This window comes from Thermobispora bispora DSM 43833 (genome assembly GCF_000092645.1).
Classification (GTDB): Bacteria; Actinomycetota; Actinomycetes; order Streptosporangiales; family Streptosporangiaceae; genus Thermobispora; species Thermobispora bispora.
In genome coordinates this window covers 3,430,022-3,450,395 of the sequence record NC_014165.1, presented here as the reverse complement: position 1 = coordinate 3,450,395, position 20,374 = coordinate 3,430,022, and the positions used below count along the sequence as shown (strand labels likewise).

Below are 20,374 nucleotides of genomic sequence, written 5' to 3'. Positions count from 1 at the left end.
GAGGGTGCGGGTCACAGCGCCTTCAGGCCGGAGATCACCTCGCGCAGGAGGGCGACGTTGGGGAAGCGGGCCACGTTCGACGGCTCGCGCACCTGGAGCAGGCCTTGCTCGTGCAGGTCGCTCACGAGCACCCGCACCACACCGAGCGGAAGGTCGATCGCGGCCGCGATGTCGGCGAGCGGGGTCGGCCGGGCGCAGAGGCTGAGGATCATCCACTGTTCCGGGCCCAGGCTGACCGGGGTGGGCCCGCCGGTCGCGGTGACGATGGCGAGCACGTCGATCGCCTGGTTGGACGGCCTGGTCCGGCCCCGCGTCAGGGCGTAGGCCGGCACGACCGGGCCGGCCTCCTCGTCCAGCCACTGATGATCCTTCTCGCGCTCGGTCACGATCCCTCCTCACCCGGCTGGTCCTCGGGTTTGCGCTCCCCCTGCCGGATCGGGGCGTAGATGATGTCCTCCGGGGTGACCTCCTCCGCGGCCAGGCGGGCAAGGTCGGAGTCCTTGGGCAAGTCGATGAGCGACGACGGGATGAGCACGATCGCGGTGGTCCCTCCGTAGGGTGAAGGCCGCAGCGTGACCTTGATGTCGCGGCGGGCCGCCAGCCTGGCGACCACGAACAGCCCCATACGGTCGGTGTCGGCGAGGTCGAACTCCGGCGGGTTGGCGAGGCGCTCGTTGAGCTCGGCCATCTGCTCGGGCGACATGCCCAGCCCGCGGTCCTCGATCTCGACGACGAAGCCGGTGCCCACCAGCTCGCCGCGGACCGTCACCTGGGTGTGCGGCGGCGAGAAGACCGTCGCGTTCTCGATGAGCTCCGCGATCAGGTGGATGACGTCGGCGACCGCGCTCCCGTCGAGCGCGTGCTCCGCCATGGGGAGCACGTTCACCCGCTGGTAGTCCTCCACCTCGGCGGCCGCGCCGCGCACCACGTCGTACATGGGGATCGGCTTGCGCCAGGCCCGGCCCGCCGGCGCGCCGGAGAGGATGATGAGGTTCTCGGCGTGGCGCCGCATGCGGGTGGTGAGATGGTCGAGGCGGAAGAGCTCCTCGAGCATCTCCGGGTCCGTGGTGTTCCGCTGCATGGAGTGGAGCTGGGTCCGCTGCCGGTGCAGCAGGGTCTGGTTGCGGCGGGCGAGGTTGAGGAAGACCTGGGCGACGCCGCGCTGCAGGCGGGCCTGCCCGATCGCGGCCTCCACCGCGGTCGACTGCACCGTGGAGAACGCCCGGGCCACGTCCTGGATCTCCGTGGTACGGCCGACGGTCTGGATCGGCGGGGCCGCGGTCTTGACGTCGACGTCCTCGCCCTTCTTGAGCCGCTCGATCACCCGCGGGAGCCGTACGTTGGCCAGCTCGAGGGCCGCCTGGCGGAGGTGGGCGAGCTCCCGGGAGAGGCGGGACCCGACCCAGAGCGAGATGAGGACCGAGGCGAGCACCGCGACGAGACCGAGGTTCCCGGTGAGGGCGGCCCGCCACACGATCGCGTCGGCGATCGGCTCGGCCCGGGCGGCGAGGACAGAGCCCGCCTCGTTCTGCAGCCGCTGGAACGCGTTGGTGATCTCGTCCGAGGTGGTCTGCCAGGCGCGCCGCTCCTGCGGCCCGAGGCGGTCGCCCGCGACGATCTGCTCTTCCTGGATCCGGAGCCGCTGGTACTGCGGCGTGCTGATCAGGTTGACGTGCATCCGCCGCAGGCTCTCCTCGAGCTCGGGGAGGGCCTGGTCGATGAGGAACCGGCGGTGCCCGACGAGCTGGGTGAAGAGCTTGTGCTCCTCCTCGGTCATCCGGCTCGTGGCCGTGACCGCGATGATCGCCTGCTCCCGGCTCAGCAGCTCCTTGGCGTACCCCAGCGAGATCATCACCCGGGACTGCTGGTAGATCGGGATGTCGTTGATGATCGCCAGGCTGTTGTGCATCTGGTAGATCGAGTCGTTCACCAGGCCGAACGTCTCGATCGCCCGGAGCCGGTCGGCGAACCCCTCGTCGACCTCGCCGCGGATCTCGTCGATGCGCTTCAGGCCGGCGAGCATGGTGTCGGCGTCCGCGCGCATCTCCTCCGTGGTGGCCGAGCGCGACTCCTCGGAGGTGGCGAGCTTGTGCACCCGGTTCCGCGCGGCGTCGGTGCGCAGCCGCTGGGCGTTCATGCTCGCCCGGTTGGCGGCGGTCGGCGCGCCGAGGTACCGGGCGGTCTCCAGACGCTCCCGCTGGATCTCGACGATCAGCGCGTCGGCCGGCTGCCGGAGGGTGGACCAGAGGGTCTTGTAGGTGCGCATCCGGAGACTGTCCGCGAGCGTCACCCCGGCGGTGACCACCCATAAGACGATGAGCGAGATGAGCGGCACCAGCAGCAGGCCGATCAGCTTGATCTTGATCGGCCGATCTCGCTTAGAGGGAGCCATGGCACCTAATCATCGAGTCGGAGGGGGCGAAAACCGGGCAGCCACACGGGAGGACCGCTGAGGCGAGGGAGAGCCTAGCAGCGGCATGTTTCCAATGGGCCCATTGAAACGTACGTGTAGGAAATTTCCTCCCATAGGATGATCTTGCGGTAGCTTCGATCATGGTAGCTCACGGTGGAAAGGACCGCAGCATGCGCCGTTGCCTCATTCTCGGGGTCGCCTTATTGGCCCTGGTCGGCTGCGGTACCGGTGAGATTCGGACGGACGTTCGGGAGAACGTGGTCCGCGCCAAGGAGGCCACGTTCGTCATCGCCGACAATCTCGAGCTGGTCACCGATTGGGATCCGGCGACCTCGTATTCCAACGAGATCAGCGCGATGCAGAACATTTACGAGTCGCTGACGTTCTACAACCCGGTGACCAAGCGCGCGACCCCGAGGCTGGCCGAGAGCTGGACCCGCTCGGCCGACGGTAAGGTGTGGACCTTCAAGCTGCGCAGCGGCGTGTACTTCCACACTGGCAGGCAGCTCGACGCGACCGCGGTCAAGGAGTCGATCGAGCGGACCAGACGGCTCGCCGCCGGCGCGGCCTACATCTGGGACGTGGTCGACACCATCACCGTCAAGGACGAGCTCACGGTCGAGTTCCGGCTGAAGTACGCCGCCCCCCTCGACCTGATCGCCTCCGCCGACTACGCGGCCTACATCTACGACACCCGGGCCGCCGGCTCCAAGGACCTGAAGGAGTGGTTCAACGAGGGCCGGGACGCCGGTACCGGGCCGTACACGGTGGATACCTGGCGGAAGGGCAAGGAGAACGAGCTCGTCCTCCGGGCGTTCGACAAGTACTGGGGCGGCTGGGAGGGCCCGAAATACCGCAGGATCGAGTGGCGGATCGTCCCCGACCAGAAGCGGGCCTGGCAGCTCCTGCTCCGTGGTGAGGTCAACTTCGTGGAGCGGATCAGCCCCGCGCTCTTCGCCCAGGCCAAGCGGACGGCGGGCATCCGCACGCTGCAGGTCCCGTCGTTCCAGAACATGCTCGTGCTCTTCAACACCGCCTCGGGACCGCTGCGGGACGTGCGGGTGCGCAAGGCGATCCAGAAGGCCATCGACTACCGGGGCGTGATCGCCGAGCTGCAGGGCGCGGGGACCCTGGCGAGCGGGCTGATCCCCGAGGGTCTGCTCGGGCACACCCCCGGGATGGAGCCCAAGCAGGATCTCGCCGCCGCGGCCGAGCTGCTCCGCCAGGCGGGGTACGGCCCCGGCGGGCGTGAGCTGCGCCTCGTCCTCACCTACGCCCAGGGCGACGAGGAGGAGCGGAAGCTCGCCGAGAGCATGGCCAGGACCCTCAAGCAGCTCAACGTCACGCTCGAGACCCGGGCCATGCAGTGGATCCCGCAGTGGAACATGGGCAAGTCCCGGGACCCGGCCAAGCGCCAGGACATCTTCGTCATGTACTGGTGGCCGGACTACGCGGACGCCTACTCCTGGTTCCGCAACGTGTTCCGCAGCGCCGAGCCGATCTCCTTCAACCTGACCTACCTGCAGGACTGGACCGTCGACTCCAAGATCGACCGGCTCCCGTCGATCGTGGCCACGGACCGGAACAAGGCGCAGAAGGCCTACGCCGAGCTGCAGAAGATCCTGCTCGAGGAGAAGGCGGTCGCCGCCGTGCCGTGGGTCATGAACTACCAGCGCGCCTACCTCGGCAGCGTCCGCGGTTACACCGACAACCCCGCCTACCCGAACGTGGTCTTCGTCTACGACCTCATCCCGAGCGGCTGATCGGCCCCATCCCGAACGGGTGATCGCTCATCCCGGGCGGCCGATCGGCCCGCCCGGGCGGGCCCCGGCCCGGTCAGGTCCGCAGCGCGCGGCTCACGCCGCCGCAGTGCCGGGGCCGGCCGGGCCGCTGGTGCCGGCGCGGGCAGGGATCGTCCACGGCGGCCGCCATCAGCTCCTGTGCGCTCGTGGCGTCGGCGAGGATGCGCTCCGCCTGCCCGTCCTCCGGGAGCTGCCCGTGCTTGGCGAGCTCGTGCACGAGGAAGACGAGCGGCTCCGGGTGCCCGGCCGCCCGGGCGGCCACCGTGGCGCGCGCGGCGGTGAGCAGCCCCAGGTAGAGGGAGCGCAGCAGGGCCTCCCGGGTGCGGACGCGTTCGAGGTCGTCCAGGAGATCCGTGGCGAGCAGGAGCAGTTCGTCCGGCCTGTCCTCGGCCGCGATGTGGGCGCGGATGTCGTCGAACTCCGAGCGCGTCATCGAATGGGCACCTCCACCGTCGGGAGTCCGGGCGGCCGGGTGGCGCGCCGGAAGAGGCTCCCGCATGCCGTCCGTGGCGCGGGGGCGTTCGCCTGCGGCCGTCCGGCCGTGCGTACGGCCGGCCCGTCATCGCGGGAACCGGGCACCGCGGTGGTGCCCGGCGCCTCCGCCGATCGCCGCAGGCGTCAAGTAGACACGCGAGAGGTGGCGGAGGTTGTCATGCAGGCGAAAGTTTTCTGGGGCAACCATCGGTGCCGCGGAGGACCGTGCGCCCGCAGGGGGACCGGGGGATGAAGATCCAGGCGGTGGGTGAGACGTAGATCACATCCGCGATGTGCGCGCCGCGCGCGGAGTGCGCTATATTAAGAACCGCTACGGCGGTCATAGCGGAAGGGAAACACCCGGTCACATTCCGAACCCGGAAGTTAAGCCTTCCAGCGCCGATGGTACTGCACCCGGGAGGGTGTGGGAGAGTAGGTCGCCGCCGGGCATTTTCTTTTTCAGTGAAAGGCCACTCCATCCGGAGTGGCCTTTCACTTTTCCGCGCCCGTCGGGGACGCCGGGGCCGCCCCCGGCCGCGGTGCGCCGCAAGGCGCGCGCGGCGACCCGAGCGGCGGTACGGCCCGCCGGGCGGCCTCGCGTCATGACGGGCTCCCCAGGGGACCGGCCGTCCAGGGCATCGCGCGCACCTCGGTCCGCTGGTCCTCCCGCTTCGAGGTGGCCCAGCCGGGGGAGGTGGCGGCCGAACGGGCCGCCGCGATCAGGCCCTCGGCTCGCCGATGTCGCGGGGCATCACCGGGGCGCGGTCTCGCTCACGGTGATCCCCGTGCTCGCCCCGGCCCCCGCCGGGCCGTACCGGACGCGGACCGGCCGTGCCGGGCGGGAGCCGGGCGGCGTTCCCGTGGTCCCCCTGATCTCCGTCCCCGTGCCTCGGGGTCCTCAGCCGAAGCGACCGGTGATGTAGTCCTCGGTCGCCTTCACGGACGGGTTCGTGAAGATCTTCCGGGTGTCGTCCATCTCGATCAGCCGGCCGGGCCGGCCCGGGCCGGCGAGGTTGAAGAACGCGGTCTTGTCGCTCACCCGCGCGGCCTGCTGCATGTTGTGGGTGACGATGACGATCGTGTACTCCCGCTTGAGCTCGCCGATCAGATCCTCGATCGCCAGCGTCGAGATGGGGTCGAGCGCGGAGCACGGCTCGTCCATGAGCAGCACCTGGGGCCGCACCGCGATGGCCCGCGCGATGCACAGCCGCTGCTGCTGACCGCCGGAGAGGCTCGCGCCGGGCTTGTGCAGCCGGTCCTTGACCTCGTGCCACAGGTTGGCGCCCTTGAGCGACTCCTCGACGATCCCCTCCAGCTCCGACCTCGGGATCCGGCCGTTCAGCCGGAGCCCGGCCGCGACGTTGTCGAAGATCGACATGGTGGGGAAGGGGTTCGGCCGCTGGAACACCATGCCGATGGTGCGGCGCACCGAGACCGGGTCGGCGTCCGGGGCGTAGATGTCCTCGTCTCCCAGGCGGACCTTGCCCTCGACCCGCGCGCCCGGGACGACCTCGTGCATCCGGTTGAGGGTGCGCAGGAACGTCGACTTGCCGCAGCCGGAGGGGCCGATGAGCGCGGTCACCGTCCGCGGCTCGATGGTCATGGTGATGCCCTCGACCGCCTTGTGCGACCCGTAGTAAGCGGTGAGATCGGAGACCTCGATCTGCTGGGCCACGGTCAGGATCCTCTCTTCGCCGGCGAGCGCCACCACGCGATGGCGCGCGCCACGAGGTTGAGCAGCATGACGATCAGGATCAGGGTGAGCGCGCCGGTCCACGCCCGGTCGATCGCGGTGTCGGAGGGGCGGCCCGCCTGATCGAAGACGAAGAGCGGGAGCCCCATCTGCGGGCCGTGGAACGGGTCGTGGTTGATCGAGTCGGTGAAGAAGACGGTGAGCAGCAGCGGCGCGGTCTCCCCGGCCACCCGGGCCACGGCGAGCATGACCCCGGTCACCAGGCCGGGGAGGGCGGTGGGCAGCACCACCCGGACGATGGTCCGCCACTTGGGGACGCCGAGTGCGTACGCCGCCTCCCGCAGGTCGCGCGGCACCAGGCGGAGCATCTCCTCGCTCGACCGGACCACCACCGGGATCATCAGGATCGACAGCGCGAGCGCCCCGGCGAACCCGGAGAACGGCATGCCGAGGGCGAGGATCCAGAACGCCAGGATGAACAGCCCGGCGACCACCGAGGGGATCCCGGTCATGACGTCGACGAAGAACCCGACGATCCGGGCGAGCCGCCCGCCCGCGCCGTACTCGACCAGGTAGATCGCGGTGAACAGGCCGATCGGCACCGAGATGAGCGAGGTGAGCAGCACCTGCTCGAGGGTGCCGACGATGGCGTGGTAGGCGCCGCCCCCGGCGTCCCGCGCCCCGATGCCGCGCATGGAGTGGGTGAAGAACTCCAGGTCGAAGCGGGCCAGGCCGTTCCGCACCACCATCCACAGCACGGCGAGCAGCGGGATGATGGCGAGCACGAACGCGAGGCAGACGAGGGCCTGCACGAACCGGTCCTTGGCCCGCCGTACGGCCGGCACGGGCCGGAGGCCGGTGGGCATCGGCGCGCTCATGCCACGGCCCTCGCGTACGCGGCGCGGCGGGCGACGATCAGCCGGGCGGCCATGTTCACGGCGAGCGTGATCAGGAAGAGGACCAGGCCCGAGGCGATGAGCGCGCCCCGGCCGAGGTCGGTGGCCTCCCCGAAGCCGTTCGCGATGTTCGCCGCGATGCTGTTCCCGGTCGGGCCGAGGATCTGGAAGGAGACGGTGAAGGTCGCCGGGAAGATCAGGGCGACCGCGATGGTCTCGCCCATGGCCCGGCCCAGCCCGAGCATGGCCGCGCTGATCACACCGGGCCGCCCGAACGGCAGCACCACCATCTTGATCATCTCCCAGCGGGTGGCGCCGAGGGCGAGCGCGGCCTCCTCGTGCGCCCGCGGCACCTGGAGGAAGACCTCGCGGGAGATCGCCGCGATGATCGGCAGAATCATGATCGCGAGGACGATCGACGCGGTGAACATGCTCCTGCCGACGACGGTGTCGCCGCCGAAGAGCGGGATCCAGCCGAGGTACCGGTTGAGGAACCGCGACGGCTCCACGATGAACGGGACGAGGAACGTGGCGCCCCACAGCCCGTACACCACGCTCGGCACGGCGGCGAGGAGGTCGACCACGTACCCGAGGACCACGGCGAGCCGGCGCGGCGCGTAGTGGGAGATGAACAGCGCCACGCCCACGGCCACGGGCGTCGCCATCACGAGCGCCAGGAACGAGCTCAGCAGGGTGCCGAAGGCGAGCGCGCCGATGCCGAAGACCGGCTCGGCCGCGTTGGGCTGCCAGGTGAGCTCGGTGAGGAAGTTCGCCGTGTTGGCGCGGAGCGCGGGGATCGCCTCGGCGACGAGGAAGACCGCGATCGCCGCCATGATGGCGAGCAGCGTGATCCCGGCCGCCGTGGCGAGGAGGCGGAAGACGCGGTCCCCGTTGCCGCGCCGGAAGGCGGGCCGGCGCACGGCCTGCCCGCCTGCGGTGCTCTTCACGAGGATGGCCATGGGTCAGGAGATCGACGCGATCGCGGTACGGACCTTCTCCAGGAGGCCGGCCGGGAGCGGCGCGTAGCCGAGATCGCGCAGCACCTGCTGGCCCTGGTCGCTCGCGGTGTGCTCGAGGAAGGCCTTCACGAGCCTCGCCTCCTCGGCCGGGAGCCCCTTCTCACAGGTGATCTCGTAGGTCACGAGCACGATGGGGTAGGCGCCCGGGGCGTCGGTGGCGTAGTCGATCTTGAGCTTGAGGTCGTTGCCGGTGCCGGTGATCTCGGCGGCCTCCACCGTCTTGCCCGCGCTCTCCGGGGTGAGCTCGACGAACTCGCCCGCGCCGTTCTTGATCGCAGCCTTCTGCAGGCCGGCGTTCTCGGCGTAGGAGAGCTCGACGTACCCGATCGCGCCCTCGGTGTTCTTGACCGCGGCCGTGATGCCGTCGGACCCCTTCGCGCCCTGGCCCTTGGCCTCGGGCGGCCACGCCTTGCCCGGCTCGTACGGCCAGTCCGAGGTCGCCTTCAGGAACTTGGTGAAGTTGTCGCTGGTCCCGGACTCGTCGGAGCGGTGGAACGCCTGGATGGGGATGGAGGGGAGCGAGACGCCCGGGTTCTCCGCCTTGATCTCGGGGGCGTCCCACTTGGTGATCTCGCTGTTGAAGATGCCGGCGAGCGTCGCGGGGGAGAGGCGCAGCCCGTCGACACCCGGAAGGTTGTAGATCACGGCCACCGGCCCGATGACCATGGGCAGGTTGATCGCCTTGCCGGTCTTGCACCGGGCGTCGGCCTGGGCGGGTTCGCCCTTCTCGTCGTTCAGGGCCGAGTCGGAGCCGGCGAAGGCGACGGTGCCCTGGATGAACGCCTGGATGCCGGCGCCGGAGCCGCTCGGCTGATAGTTGATCTCCACCCCCGGGTTCGCCGCCTGGAAGGACTTCTTCCACTCCGCGATCGCGTTCGCCTGCGCCGAGGAGCCGGCGGCGTTGATGGTGCCGGTGAGCCCGCCGCCCGTGGGGGTGATCGTGCCGGCTCCGGAGGTCGTGTTGGCATCGGTGCCGCACGAGGCGAGCATGAGCGCGCCGGCGATGGCGGCTACGGTGAGCCGGCCTGCGTGTTTCACAGTCTTCCCTCCCATCACGTCAACGCGAGGGACGATAAAGATCGAAATTGACCGAAACGCGAGGCAAGGGTGAACTGCGGATGGGCGAGGGTGAACGGCGGATGAACGCGCTGGACTAGGCTGTTAGCGGCGTATCGGATGACCGTCCGATCAGGTCAACGCAGGAGACGAAGTAGATCGATGAAGCGCCTCTGCGTGGTCTGCATGGGCAATATCTGCCGCTCGCCCATGGCGGAGGTGGTGCTCCGCCACGTGTTCGCCGAGCGCGGCCTCGACGTCGAGGTGGACAGCGCCGGCACCGGAGGGTGGCACGTGGGTGAGCCCATGGACCCCCGGGCCCTCGCGACCCTCGCCGAGCACGGTTACGACGGCTCCGGGCACCGGGCCCGCCAGTTCGACCCCGCGTGGTTCGCCGAGCGCGACCTGGTCCTCGCCATGGACCGGCACAACCTGCAGACCCTGCTGCGGATGGCGCCGCCCGGCGCCGACGTGCGGCTGCTGCGCTCTTTCGACCCCGCGGCACCCGAGGGCGCCGAGGTACCCGACCCGTACTACGGTGGCCGGGAGGGCTTCGTCGAAGTGCTCCGCATGATCGAGGCCGCCGCCGAGGGAGTGGCCAAGCACTTTGAAGATCGTTAGAGATCTCGGCAGAAGCCACGCCTGGACGCTGCACGAGGGCAGGCTCGGCGACGGCCGCCGGGTCTTCGTCAAGCGCGGCGCGGACTTCACCGCCGAGGCGGCCGGCCTGCGCTGGCTCGCCGAGGCGGGCGCGGTGGCCGTGCCCGAGGTGATCGAGGTCCGCGAGGACACCCTCGTGCTCGAGTGGATCGAGACCGGCCGCCCCACCGCCGAGGCGGCCGAGCGGTTCGGGCGCGAGCTCGCCGCCCTGCACGCCTTCGGGGCGGAGTCGTTCGGCGCGCCGTGGCCGGGGACCATCGCCGAGCTGCCGATGGACAACTCCCCGGCGCCCACCTGGCCGGAGTTCTACGTCACCCGCCGGGTCCTGCCGTTCGTACGGCTCGCGCGGGACCGCGGGCGGCTCTCCGCCCTCGACGTCGAGCTCCTCGAGGAGGCGTGCGAGCGGGTGCCGGAGGTGTGCGGGCCGGCCGAGCCGCCGAGCCGGATCCACGGCGACCTCTGGAACGGCAACCTGCTGTGGACCGGCGAGCGGGTCGTGCTGATCGATCCCGCCGCGCACGGCGGCCACCGCGAGACCGACCTCGCCATGCTCTCGCTCTTCGGCGCGCCGCACCTCGGCACGATCCTCGGCGCGTACCGGGAGGCGGCGCCGCTCGCCGACGGCTGGCGGCAGCGGATCCCGCTCCACCAGCTCCACCCGCTCGCCGTGCACGTCTGCCTGTTCGGCGAGGCGTACCGCAGCAGCCTGCTCAGCGCGGCCCGGGACGTGCTCGCGCTCTGACCGGCCCGTCCGGCGGGTACGGCCGGCCCGGCCTCACCCGGGGATCAGACCCACGTCTTCAGGGTCTCGGCCAGCGGCTCGGTCGGCCGGCCGATGAGCCGGGCGAGCTCACCGGGGGTGGCGGCCAGCGCGCCCGCGCGGATGTCGGCGTTGAGCCTGGTCACGAAGCCCGCGGTGTTCTCGTCGAGCCCGGCGGCGATCAGCCGCTCGCGCTCCTGTTCGGGGGTGAGCTCCTCGTAGCGCACCGGGGTGCCGAGCACCTCCTGCGCGGCGGCGGCGAACTCCGCGAAGCTCCACGCGACGTCGCCGGAGAGCTCGTACGCCTTGCCCTCGTGGCCGGGGGTGGTGAGCACGACGGCGGCGGCCTCGGCGTAGTCCCGGCGCGGGGCGCTGGCGATGCGGCCGGGGCCGACGCTGTTGGCGATGACGCCGTGCTCGCGCGCCGCGGTGAAGTCCGGCCAGTGGTTCTCCGTGTACCAGCCGTTGCGGAGGAAGGTCGCCGGGATGCCGGAGGCGGTGATGCGCTCCTCCGTGGCCCGGTGGTCGGCGGCGAGCGCCAGGGGCGAGGCCGGCGCGTTGAGGACCGAGGTGTACACGAGGTGGCCCACCCCGGCCCGGCGGGCGGCCTCGACGGCGTTGCCGTGCTTGGGCACGCGCGTGCCGAGGTCGTCGAAGGAGATCAGGAGCAGCCGCTCGACGCCGGAGAGCGTCGCGGCGGTGCCCGCGACGTCGTCCACGTCGACGGGGGCGGTGCGCAGCCCGCGCTCGGCGAGCGCGGCGAGGCGCTCGGTGTTGCGGCCGAGGGCCAGGATGCCGTCCGCGGGCACGCCCCGCTGGAGCAGGGCGTCGATGGTGAGGCCGCCGAGCTTGCCGGTGGCGCCGATGATCGCGATGGTCATGCGTTCTCCTCTTATCCCGATCGCCATGGGGATGGCGGGTGCTCGTGGTCCCGGAGCGCCGGGACGGTGCCGGACGCCCGTGCGCGTACGGCCCGCCCTGGATAACCTGGGACGAGGGGAACGGCCTTCCCGCACGCGCCCCGCCACGGCCTCTCGAGCGCATCGACCGCGCCTAGGGCACCGCCACCCGCGCGCGGACTTCACGTCCTCGGCAGGGATGGGGCTGCCGTGCAGGCGGCACTGGCCGCCCGCGCGGGCTTCACGCAGGTGGCTGGGGCGCACTGCTTACCGGCCGCGCACCGGCCGCCCGCGCGCGGGCTTCACCGAGCGCGACCCGCCCGTCCTCGCGATGGCGAACGCCACCGCCACCACCGGCCACCGCTCACCAGGAGGAGAGCCGCTTGAGCACCTCCCCGTGGAGCAGCCCGTTCGTGCAGACCAGGCTGCCGGACTCGAGCGGGGAGGTGCCGTCCAGCCCGGTGCAGGTGCCCCCGGCCTCCTCGATGATCACCGTGAGGGCGGCCATGTCCCATGGCGACAGCTCCGGCTCGGCCGAGATGTCCACCGCCCCCTCGGCGACGAGCATGTGCGACCAGAAGTCGCCGTAGGCCCGGGTGCGCCACACCTCCCGGGTGAGCCCGAGGAAGGCGTCGAGCCGCCCCTGCTTCTCCCACTCCTCCAGGTCCGAGAAGGACAGGGAGGCGTCGCCGAGCCGGCCGACCGACGACACCTGGCAGCGGGTCGCCTTGGCCAGGCTCCGGCCGGTCCACGCGCCCCCGCCCTGGGCCGCCCACCACCGGCGGCCGAGCGCGGGCGCGGACACGACCCCGACGACGATCCTCCCGTGCTCTACCAGCGCGATGAGCGTCGCCCAAACGGGGACACCGCGGACGAAGTTCTTGGTGCCGTCGATCGGATCGATGATCCAGGAACGCGCGCCGTACCCGGCGCCGCCGTACTCCTCGCCCACGATGGCGTCCCTGGGGCGGGCCCGGCGGAGCGTGTTGCGGATCGCCTCCTCCACGGCCCGGTCGGCGTCGCTGACTGGGGTGAGGTCGGGCTTGGTCTCGACTCGCAGGTCAACGGCCTTGAACCGGCGCATCGTGATGTCGTCCGCCGCGTCCGCCATCAGATGCGCGAGATGCAGATCGTCGCGGTATCCCTCCACGGGGCCCACGGTAGCGCGTCACGGTCGGGCACAGCAGTGCTCCGCCGTACCGGATGTTTCCGGAATCGGCCGTACGGCCGGCGCGGCGGCGGGCGGTGAGCGCCCGCGGGCGGCCGCGGCGCCCGGCTCCCGTGGGCTCCGGCACCCGCGCGATCCCCGGGCCCGGCTTCGGCATCTGCGCGATCCCCGGGCCCGGCTTCGGCATCCCTCCGGCCCTGGGGCGGGCTTCGGTACCCGCCCGGCCCGGCATCCGCCGGACCCGGCCGGCCGGGCTCTGGGAGGAGTCCCGGTCGGCGGGCTCGGAGGTGTCCCCGTCGGCCGGGCTCTGGGAGCAGAGTCCCGGTCGGCGGCGCTCGGGCACGCGGCCGATGGCCGGCCCCGTGGCCGCCGCCGGTCCCGGGCTGCGCGGCGGCCGGCGGCGGGCCGGATCAGGACTCGTCCATGCTCATCCGGTTCGCGAGCAGCCGCCGGAGGGAGTCGAGCCGCCTCGGGTCGGCCCCGCCCTCGGCCACGAACGCGTCGAGCGCGCACCCGTCGCCGAGGTGGGTGCAGCCCTTGGGGCAGTCGGCGGTCGCGTCCACCAGGTCGGGGAAGGCGGCGAGCACGGTCTCGGCCGGCACGTGGGCGAGCCCGAAGCTCCGCACCCCGGGGGTGTCGATGATCCAGCCGCCCTCCGGCAGCTCCAGGGCGACCACCGAGGTGGAGGTGTGCCTGCCCCGGCCGGTGACCGCGTTCACCTCCTGCACCACGCGCTGCGCGTTCGGCACGAGCGCGTTGACCAGCGTCGACTTGCCCACGCCCGAATGGCCGACGAGCACGCTCACCCGGCCGGCCAGCCGCTCGCGCAGCTCGTCCAGCGGCCCGCCCTTGTAGACGACCACGTACGGCACGCCGAGCGGCCGGTAGATCTCCAGCAGCTCATCGGGCGGGGCGAGGTCCGACTTGGTGAGGCAGAGCAGCGGGTCCACCCCGGCGTCGTAGGCCGCCACCAGCAGCCGGTCGATCATGCGCGGGCGCGGGGGAGGGTCGGCGAGCGCCGTGACGATGACGAGCTGGTCGGCGTTGGCCACGATCGGCCGCTCGACGTCATCGGTGTCGTCGGCGGTCCGGCGGAGGATCGACCTGCGCTCGGCCACCCGGACGATCCGGGCGAGCGTGTCCGGCCGCCCGGACACATCCCCCACGAGGGCGACGCGGTCACCGACGACGATCCCCTTGCGGCCAAGCTCCCTGGCCTTCATCGCCACGACGAGCACCCGCTCGTCCTTGTCCTCCGGGCCGGTCCGGCCCTCCTGGTCCCGGTCGCCGCCCGGGAGGCCACCCCCTACCAGGCAGGTGTACCGCCCGCGGTCGACGGCCACCACGAAACCATCGACAGCGTCCGCGTGGGCCGGGCGGATCCGGGTCCGCGGCCGGGACTTCCGGCCGCTCCGCCTGACCCTGACGTCGTCTTCGTCGTAGTAGCGTTTCAGCGCCGATCCCATTCCGTGAGCGGTCCGCCCGGCCTCACTCCTGCGTCACCGCGCCTCCCGGCGCGTCCTCCCGCGGATCGTCCCCCGCCTCGCCCAGCATCTCCGCCCACATGCGGGCGAACTCCGGCAGCGTCTTCGCCGTCGTCGCGATGTTCTCCACCTGGACCCCGGGCACGGCCAGGCCGATGACGGCGCCCGCCGTGGCCATGCGGTGGTCGTCGTAGCTGCGGAACACGCCGCCCCGCAACGGCCGCGGGTGGATCTCCAGGCCGTCCTCGGTCTCCCGGGCGTCCCCGCCCAGCCGGTTGATCTCAGTGGCGAGCGCGGCGATCCGGTCGGTCTCGTGCCCGCGGATGTGCGCCACCCCGGTGATCCGCGACGGCCCGTCGGCGAGCGCGGCGAGCGCGGCGATCGTCGGGGTGAGCTCGCTCACGTCGTGCAGGTCCACCTCGATCCCGGCGATCCGGCCGGATCCGCTCACCCGCAGGCCGCCGGGGACGCGGGTGACGGTGGCGCCCATCTCGGCGAGCAGGTGGCGGAGGCGGTCGCCCGCCTGGGTGGTCCGCTCCGGCCAATCGGGGACGGTGACCGTGCCCCCGGTGACGAGCGCGGCGGCGAGGAACGGGGCCGCGTTCGACAGGTCCGGCTCCACGGTGAGGTCACGTGCGCGGATCGGGCCGGGCTCGACCCGCCACACGTCGGCCTCCGAGTCGTCCACCGCCACGCCGGCCTGCCGCAGCATGTGCACGGTCATCTCGATGTGCGGCATGGACGGCACGGGCGGCCCGCTGTGCCGTACGGTGACGCCCTTCTCGAACCGGGCTCCGGCGAGCAGGAGGCCCGACACCATCTGCGAGGACGAGGAGGCGTCGAGCACCACCTCGCCGCCGGTGATCGGTCCCCGCACCGTGAACGGGAGCGCGTCGCCCTCGACGTGCGCCCCGAGCGCGCGGAGCGCGCCGAGGATCGGCCCCATCGGCCGCCTGCGCGCCGCCGGGTCGCCGTCGAACGACACCGGTTCATCGGCGAGCGCGGCGACCGGGGGGACGAACCGCATCACGGTCCCGGCGAGGCCGACGTCGATGGCGACGCCGCCCCGGATCGGGCCGGGACGGACCGTCCAGTCCACGCTCGAGGCGCTCTCGTCCGACGGGGTCAGCTCCGCGCCGAGCGCGCGCAGCGCGGCGGCCATGAGATCGGTGTCACGGCTGCGCAGGGCCCGCCGGATCGAGCTCGGGCCGTCGGCGAGCGCGGCGAGCAGCAGCGCGCGGTTGGTCACCGACTTCGATCCGGGCAGCCGGACGGTCGCGTCGACGGGTCCGGCGGCCACCGGGGCCGGCCAGAGCGCCCGGGCACCGCGGGGTTCCGACTGCGGAGAGGCCATGTAGGCAAGCTTATCGGGGGGCGAGGCGGCGGCCCGAACCGTGATCCCGGGCGGAGCCGCGGCGCGGCCCCGGCGGTCGCGGCCGGGTCCGGCCCGGGACGGGCCGCGATCACACGGGCGGCGGCCGCGAACCTCGCCGTCGCCGGCGGCCGGCTTCAGGCGCGCACCGGGACGGCAGGCTCCTCCGGCCGGCCCGGCGGGTCCGGGGTCCGGCGCGCGGGCACCGCCGTTCGTCGGTGCCGGGTGGCAGGCTGGAGGCATGTGCGGCAGATACGTCTCGGCGCGGAAGAAGGCGGAGCTGCTCGAGGAGTTCCAGGTCGAGCTGGACGGGGTGGAGGACGAGCCCGCCCCGGACTACAACGTCGCGCCGACCAAGGAGGTCTACGCGGTGCTCTGCCGCATCCCCAAGACCGGGGGCGCGGAGCTGCGGCCGGTGCGGCAGCTCCGGCGGGTCCGCTGGGGCCTGGTGCCGAGCTGGGCGAAGGATCCCTCGATCGGATCGCGCATGATCAACGCGCGGATCGAGACGGTGGCGGTCAAGCCGGCCTTCCGGGCCGCCTTCGCGTCGCGGCGCTGCCTGATCCCGGCCGACGGGTTCTATGAGTGGATGCCGGTGCCGGGCGAGCGGCCGGGGGAGACCCGGAAGCAGCCCTACTTCATCCATCCGGCGGACGGCGGGGTGCTCGCGATGGCCGGGCTGTACGAGTTCTGGCGGGATCCGAACCGGCCGCCGGACGACCCGGAGCGGTGGCTGTGCACCTGCACCGTGATCACGACCACGGCCGAGGACCGGGTGGGCCGGATCCACGACCGCATGCCGCTGCTGCTCGACCGGGACCGCTGGGCGGACTGGCTCGACCCGGAGTTCCCGGACCCGGCGGCGCTGCTGATCCCCGCCGACCCGGGACGGCTGCGCGCGCACCCGGTCTCCACCCGGGTGAACAGCGTCCGCAACAATGGTCCCGAACTTATCAAACCGGTCGAAATAAACCAGGGTGCCGGCGACGTCATGCTCTTTTGATGCCGGCTTGAGGAATGGCCGGCCCCAGGAAATGGCCGTCCCAAACTCGCGTATGAGACATCCCTCTCATGTCGTAATTCGGTGGTGTAAGTAAGCGGCCAACTGGGCATCCGACTGGAAAGCGGTACACCCGCCGAGATTCCCTGATCCCCGCATGGTGAGCGGAGATCCGGCGGCGGGTTTCCCCCGTTCCGGAGGTGCGGATCCCGTGGATGTCGCAACCGCGCGTATGCGCCTGGAGACCATGCTTCGCGAGCTCGACCGTTCCATCACGCTGCTGAAGGGCACCGCGGACGTCACCGGTGAGCGGGCGGCGTCCGACGTGGGTGCCGAGCTCGTTCAGGCCGAGCACACCCAGGCCATGCTCGACGCAGCCACGCGGCAGCGCAACGCCGTGCTCGCCGCGTTGAAGCGGCTCGACGAGGGCATCTACGGGCGCTGTGTCGACTGCGGCAAGCTCGTCCCGGAGGGCAGGCTCGAGGCCAGGCCGGAGGCCGATCGCTGCGTGCAGTGCCAGTCCAAGCTGGAGCGGCGGCGCTGATCGGTCACAGCGGGACGCTGATCGGTCACAGCGGCTTGCGCGCGCTGGCGACGAGGTGGATCCCGACGGTGTCATGGTCGTCGGGCTCCGCCTCCAGCTCGGTGCGCACGAGCCGCTCCATCGACCCGCTTCCCGAGCGGATCACGTGGTCGATCATGGAGGGGGACAGGACGGTCCGCGGCCTGATCCACTCCACCTCGAGCCCGGTGCTCGTGATCAGCTCCCGGAGCTGGGCGCTGGAGAAGCACCGGGTGATGCTGCCGTCCGGCCACGGCACGAGCATGACGTCGGTCGTCTGGCACAGGTGCGCCCAGTAGCTCTGCTCGGCGAGGATCGCCATCCCGAGGACGAGCGAGTCGACGCAGAGCAGGGCGCGGCCTCCCGGGCGCAGCACCCGGGCCACGTCCTCGACGACCGACTCGGTCATGAGCTCGAACGACAGGACGCGCTCTTCGGCGATCACGCCGTCGACGCACGCGTCCGGCAGGAAGGCGAGGTCGTCGGCGCGGACCCGCCGGACACCGGTCACGGTGTCGCGCGGCCGCCGTTCGGAGGCGTGGCGGAAGCCGAGGACCTCGACGACACGGTGGCCGGCCCGGGCCGCCTGGGCCGGCCAGCGCCCACGTCCGCCGGACAGGTCGAGCAGGAGCGACGGGCGGGTGGGCAGCCACCGGCGGAGCTGCTCGGCGACGACGGCGCCGTAGAAGGTCCAGTACGGCTCGAGCGCGCCCGCGTCGCTGGGGGCATTGGCCGGAATGGGCTGCACGAGCGGCTCCTGCACGTCATCGGGCCATGGGGGCGAGGCAGCGGAGCCAGAGCGGATCGGGGATCGTCTCGCTCCGCACCCGGGTGTTCGTCACCTTAAACCCCGCCGGGAACAGACTCCAGGCCTCACCTGTTGGAGTTGGGCGTGACGGCGCGGTCCGTGCCGGCGCCCCCATCCGGGCAGGTCACGGCGGATCGATATGCTCTGCCCGACGGCACGATGCTGAGGGAGGTGGGTCCCGTCACCAAGACGGCAGAGGAGACGTTCAAGCAGCGCAGCGAGCGCTTCGAGCGCGACGCGATGCCATACCTCGACCAGCTCTACTCCGCGGCGCTCCGGCTCACCAGGAACCCGGCGGACGCGGAGGATCTCGTCCAGGAGACCTTCGTCCGGGCGTTCTCCTCCTTCCACCAGTTCCAGGAGGGGACCAATCTCAAGGCCTGGCTCTACCGCATCCTCACGAACACCTTCATCAACAGCTACCGCAAGAAGCAGCGAGAGCCCCAGCAGGCCGACACCGAGGAGATCGAGGACTGGCAGCTCGCCCGGGCCGGGTCGCACACCTCCAGCGGCCTGAAGTCCGCCGAGATCGAGGCGCTGGAGCACCTGCCGGACAGCGACGTGAAGAACGCGCTCGCCGCGCTTCCCGAGGAGTTCCGTATCGCCGTCTACCTCGCCGATGTCGAGGGTTTCCCGTACAAGGAGATCGCGGAGATCATGGGCACTCCGATCGGGACCGTGATGTCGCGCCTCCATCGCGGCCGGCGGCAGCTGCGGGCGTTGCTCGAAGACTACGCACATGAGCGAGGTCTCCTGCGGCCGAAATCCGGCGGTCCCGGTGAGCCGCAGGATGGGGAGGGGCGATGAGCTGCGGGAAACATCACGACACTCCATGCTCGGAGGTCCTCGAGAAGGTCTACACGTACCTCGACGGGGAACTCGACGGCGAGGCGTGCGCCGAGATCAGGAGGCACCTCGCCGAGTGCGGGCCGTGTTTCGAGGAGTACGGGCTGGAACAGGCGATCAAGGAGCTCATCGCGAAGAAGTGCGGGTGCGAGCCGGTGCCGGCCGCCCTCCGCACCAAGATCATGGTGCGGATCGAGCAGCTCAGGGTCGAGCTCGACGGTTAGCCGGGGCCGGGCGGATTTCCCCGGCCCATCGGTGCCCCTGCCCGCTAGGATCACCCGGTATCGCGTGCAGGAAGGTGGAGAATGCGGGCATTGGTGACCGGCGGTGCCGGGTTCATCGGGTCGAACCTGGTGGACCGGCTGCTCGCCGACGGCCATGAGGTTCTGGTGGTCGACGATCTCTCTTCGGGGCGCCATCGCAACCCCGCGGCCGAGCTCCACGAGATCGACGTGCGCGACCCCGCCCTCCAGGACCTCGCGGCACGGTGGCGGCCCGAGGTGATCTGCCACCTCGCCGCGCAGATCAGCGTGCGCAAGAGCGTCGCCGACCCGGTCCACGACGCCCGGGTCAACGTCGAGGGCACGATCAACGTGCTCGAGGCGGCGCGGCGGTCCGGGGCGCGCAAGGTGGTGTACGCCTCGTCGGTCGCCGTGTACGGCCGGCCGAAGGAGCTCCCGGTGCCCGGTGACGCCACGCCCGATCCGCGGTCGCCGTACGCGGCGTCCAAGCTCGGCGGTGAGCTCTACCTCGCCACCTACCGCGCGCTCTACGGGCTCGAGTACACCACGCTCGTGCTGTCGAACGTCTACGGCCCCCGCCAGTCCCCCGAGGGCGAGGCCGGGGTCGTCGCGATCTTCACCGACGCCCTGCTCAACGGCAAGCCCACGGTCGTGTACGGCGACGGCACCCAGACCAGGGACTACGTGTTCGTCGCGGACGTGGTGGACGCCTTCGCCCGCGCCTGCGGTCCGGACGGCGACGGCCGCCGGTTCAACATCGGCACGGGGGTGCAGACCACCGACCGGGAGCTGCACTCGCTGGTCGCCGCCGCGGCCGGCGTCCCCGACGAGCCGCGCTTCGCTCCTCCGCGGCTCGGCGACCTGCCGGCCATGGCCGTCGACCCGGGGCCCGCGTTCGACGGGCTCGGCTGGCGTCCCCGCTACGACCTGCCCACCGGAATTAAGATCACCGTTGATTGGGCGCGCGGCCAGTGAAAAACCGTAATCACGACAAATGACACAGGGCGTGATTGGTTGATTACGGTTTGGCTGCGATGCGCCGACATCCCTGGCCCGGGGCACCCGGTTTTGTAGCCTGAATGGGCGACACCAACGGGAGGCGGCGCATGAAACGCGACACCATTCTCAAACTGCTGACTGGGCTGGCGCTGCTCACTACGGCGATAATGACGGCCGGCGTGATCGGCGGGCCGCCGACGGGTATTTCTTGGATTTGATCG

At 71.6% G+C, this 20,374-nt stretch carries 21 protein-coding genes and 1 rRNA gene; 10 read left to right on the top strand and 12 right to left on the bottom strand.

Annotated features, from left to right (window positions below):
* Positions 1 to 11: 11 nt before the first annotated feature.
* Entirely contained in the window at positions 12 to 386 is a 375-nt protein-coding gene (locus TBIS_RS14580) for a DUF742 domain-containing protein (RefSeq protein WP_013133171.1), read from the bottom strand.
* Entirely contained in the window at positions 383 to 2,392 is a 2,010-nt protein-coding gene (locus TBIS_RS14575; RefSeq protein ID WP_013133170.1) for a sensor histidine kinase, read from the bottom strand. Before TBIS_RS14575 ends, TBIS_RS14580 begins: the two co-directional genes overlap by 4 nt.
* A gap of 191 nt (positions 2,393 to 2,583) precedes the next feature.
* Between TBIS_RS14575 and TBIS_RS14570 the strand changes: the two genes are divergently transcribed.
* The gene (locus TBIS_RS14570) at positions 2,584 to 4,176 is read left to right on the top strand and encodes an ABC transporter substrate-binding protein (protein ID WP_013133169.1); all 1,593 of its coding nucleotides are present in this window, start codon (positions 2,584 to 2,586) and stop codon (positions 4,174 to 4,176) included.
* Between the two features lie 73 nt (positions 4,177 to 4,249).
* Here TBIS_RS14570 and TBIS_RS14565 read toward each other — a convergent pair whose 3' ends face one another.
* Entirely contained in the window at positions 4,250 to 4,648 is a 399-nt protein-coding gene (locus tag TBIS_RS14565) for a hypothetical protein (RefSeq protein ID WP_013133168.1), read from the bottom strand.
* Between the two features lie 373 nt (positions 4,649 to 5,021).
* On the opposite strand from TBIS_RS14565, the gene rrf reads away from it, so the two are divergent.
* A 5S ribosomal RNA gene (gene rrf / locus TBIS_RS14560) occupies positions 5,022 to 5,138 on the top strand.
* A gap of 449 nt (positions 5,139 to 5,587) precedes the next feature.
* Here rrf and pstB read toward each other — a convergent pair.
* Genes pstB through pstS form a run of 4 tightly spaced genes read right to left on the bottom strand, consistent with a single transcriptional unit; the run spans position 5,588 to position 9,335 of the window.
* The gene (pstB, locus tag TBIS_RS14550) at positions 5,588 to 6,364 is read right to left on the bottom strand and encodes a phosphate ABC transporter ATP-binding protein PstB (RefSeq protein WP_013133167.1); all 777 of its coding nucleotides are present in this window, start codon (positions 6,362 to 6,364) and stop codon (positions 5,588 to 5,590) included.
* 2 nt (positions 6,365 to 6,366) lie between these two features.
* Complete coding sequence (gene pstA / locus TBIS_RS14545; RefSeq protein ID WP_013133166.1) at positions 6,367 to 7,260, bottom strand: phosphate ABC transporter permease PstA; 894 nt, start codon at positions 7,258 to 7,260, stop codon at positions 6,367 to 6,369.
* Entirely contained in the window at positions 7,257 to 8,237 is a 981-nt protein-coding gene (pstC, locus tag TBIS_RS14540; RefSeq protein WP_013133165.1) for a phosphate ABC transporter permease subunit PstC, read from the bottom strand. The genes pstA and pstC overlap by 4 nt, the downstream gene beginning before the upstream one ends.
* A gap of 3 nt (positions 8,238 to 8,240) precedes the next feature.
* Positions 8,241 to 9,335 carry a phosphate ABC transporter substrate-binding protein PstS gene (gene pstS, locus TBIS_RS14535; RefSeq protein ID WP_013133164.1) on the bottom strand — a complete coding sequence of 365 codons (1,095 nt, stop codon included), beginning with the start codon at positions 9,333 to 9,335 and terminating at the stop codon, positions 8,241 to 8,243.
* 180 nt (positions 9,336 to 9,515) lie between these two features.
* Here pstS and TBIS_RS14530 point away from each other — a divergent pair, with 180 nt between their 5' ends.
* Both TBIS_RS14530 and TBIS_RS14525 read left to right on the top strand, forming a co-directional pair.
* Positions 9,516 to 9,974, top strand: coding sequence for a low molecular weight protein-tyrosine-phosphatase (locus tag TBIS_RS14530; RefSeq protein ID WP_013133163.1), 459 nt, complete (start codon positions 9,516 to 9,518; stop codon positions 9,972 to 9,974).
* On the top strand, positions 9,961 to 10,755 hold the full coding sequence (locus tag TBIS_RS14525) for a fructosamine kinase family protein (RefSeq protein WP_013133162.1): 795 nt from the start codon (positions 9,961 to 9,963) through the stop codon (positions 10,753 to 10,755). Before TBIS_RS14530 ends, TBIS_RS14525 begins: the two co-directional genes overlap by 14 nt.
* Positions 10,756 to 10,799: 44 nt before the next feature.
* Here the strand turns inward: TBIS_RS14525 and TBIS_RS14520 are convergent, their stop codons facing one another.
* The 4 genes from TBIS_RS14520 to aroA form a co-directional block, all read right to left on the bottom strand.
* A complete protein-coding gene (locus TBIS_RS14520; protein ID WP_013133161.1) occupies positions 10,800 to 11,654 on the bottom strand; it encodes an NAD(P)H-binding protein in 855 nt (284 codons plus the stop codon).
* Positions 11,655 to 12,036: 382 nt separating this feature from the next.
* The gene (hisN, locus tag TBIS_RS14515) at positions 12,037 to 12,822 is read right to left on the bottom strand and encodes a histidinol-phosphatase (protein WP_086014830.1); all 786 of its coding nucleotides are present in this window, start codon (positions 12,820 to 12,822) and stop codon (positions 12,037 to 12,039) included.
* A 428-nt stretch (positions 12,823 to 13,250) separates the two neighbouring features.
* On the bottom strand, positions 13,251 to 14,306 hold the full coding sequence (gene rsgA, locus TBIS_RS14510) for a ribosome small subunit-dependent GTPase A (protein WP_013133159.1): 1,056 nt from the start codon (positions 14,304 to 14,306) through the stop codon (positions 13,251 to 13,253).
* Positions 14,307 to 14,328: 22 nt separating this feature from the next.
* The gene (gene aroA, locus TBIS_RS14505; RefSeq protein ID WP_013133158.1) at positions 14,329 to 15,678 is read right to left on the bottom strand and encodes a 3-phosphoshikimate 1-carboxyvinyltransferase; all 1,350 of its coding nucleotides are present in this window, start codon (positions 15,676 to 15,678) and stop codon (positions 14,329 to 14,331) included.
* 259 nt (positions 15,679 to 15,937) lie between these two features.
* Between aroA and TBIS_RS14500 the strand changes: the two genes are divergently transcribed.
* Positions 15,938 to 16,699, top strand: coding sequence for an SOS response-associated peptidase (locus tag TBIS_RS14500; protein WP_013133157.1), 762 nt, complete (start codon positions 15,938 to 15,940; stop codon positions 16,697 to 16,699).
* Positions 16,700 to 16,907: 208 nt separating this feature from the next.
* Complete coding sequence (locus TBIS_RS14495; protein WP_013133156.1) at positions 16,908 to 17,240, top strand: TraR/DksA family transcriptional regulator; 333 nt, start codon at positions 16,908 to 16,910, stop codon at positions 17,238 to 17,240.
* A 25-nt stretch (positions 17,241 to 17,265) separates the two neighbouring features.
* Here TBIS_RS14495 and TBIS_RS14490 read toward each other — a convergent pair whose 3' ends face one another.
* Positions 17,266 to 18,006 carry a class I SAM-dependent methyltransferase gene (locus tag TBIS_RS14490; protein WP_013133155.1) on the bottom strand — a complete coding sequence of 247 codons (741 nt, stop codon included), beginning with the start codon at positions 18,004 to 18,006 and terminating at the stop codon, positions 17,266 to 17,268.
* Between the two features lie 219 nt (positions 18,007 to 18,225).
* On the opposite strand from TBIS_RS14490, the gene TBIS_RS14485 reads away from it, so the two are divergent.
* The 4 genes from TBIS_RS14485 to TBIS_RS19330 all read left to right on the top strand — a co-directional run bounded on the left by TBIS_RS14485 (position 18,226) and on the right by TBIS_RS19330 (position 20,371).
* A complete protein-coding gene (locus TBIS_RS14485) occupies positions 18,226 to 18,873 on the top strand; it encodes a sigma-70 family RNA polymerase sigma factor (protein WP_083785280.1) in 648 nt (215 codons plus the stop codon).
* Positions 18,870 to 19,136, top strand: coding sequence for a mycothiol system anti-sigma-R factor (rsrA, locus tag TBIS_RS14480; protein ID WP_013133153.1), 267 nt, complete (start codon positions 18,870 to 18,872; stop codon positions 19,134 to 19,136). The genes TBIS_RS14485 and rsrA overlap by 4 nt, the downstream gene beginning before the upstream one ends.
* An 81-nt stretch (positions 19,137 to 19,217) precedes the next feature.
* On the top strand, positions 19,218 to 20,129 hold the full coding sequence (locus tag TBIS_RS14475; protein WP_013133152.1) for an NAD-dependent epimerase/dehydratase family protein: 912 nt from the start codon (positions 19,218 to 19,220) through the stop codon (positions 20,127 to 20,129).
* Positions 20,130 to 20,233: 104 nt separating this feature from the next.
* Positions 20,234 to 20,371 carry a hypothetical protein gene (locus TBIS_RS19330; RefSeq protein WP_158306188.1) on the top strand — a complete coding sequence of 46 codons (138 nt, stop codon included), beginning with the start codon at positions 20,234 to 20,236 and terminating at the stop codon, positions 20,369 to 20,371.
* Positions 20,372 to 20,374: the final 3 nt, after the last annotated feature.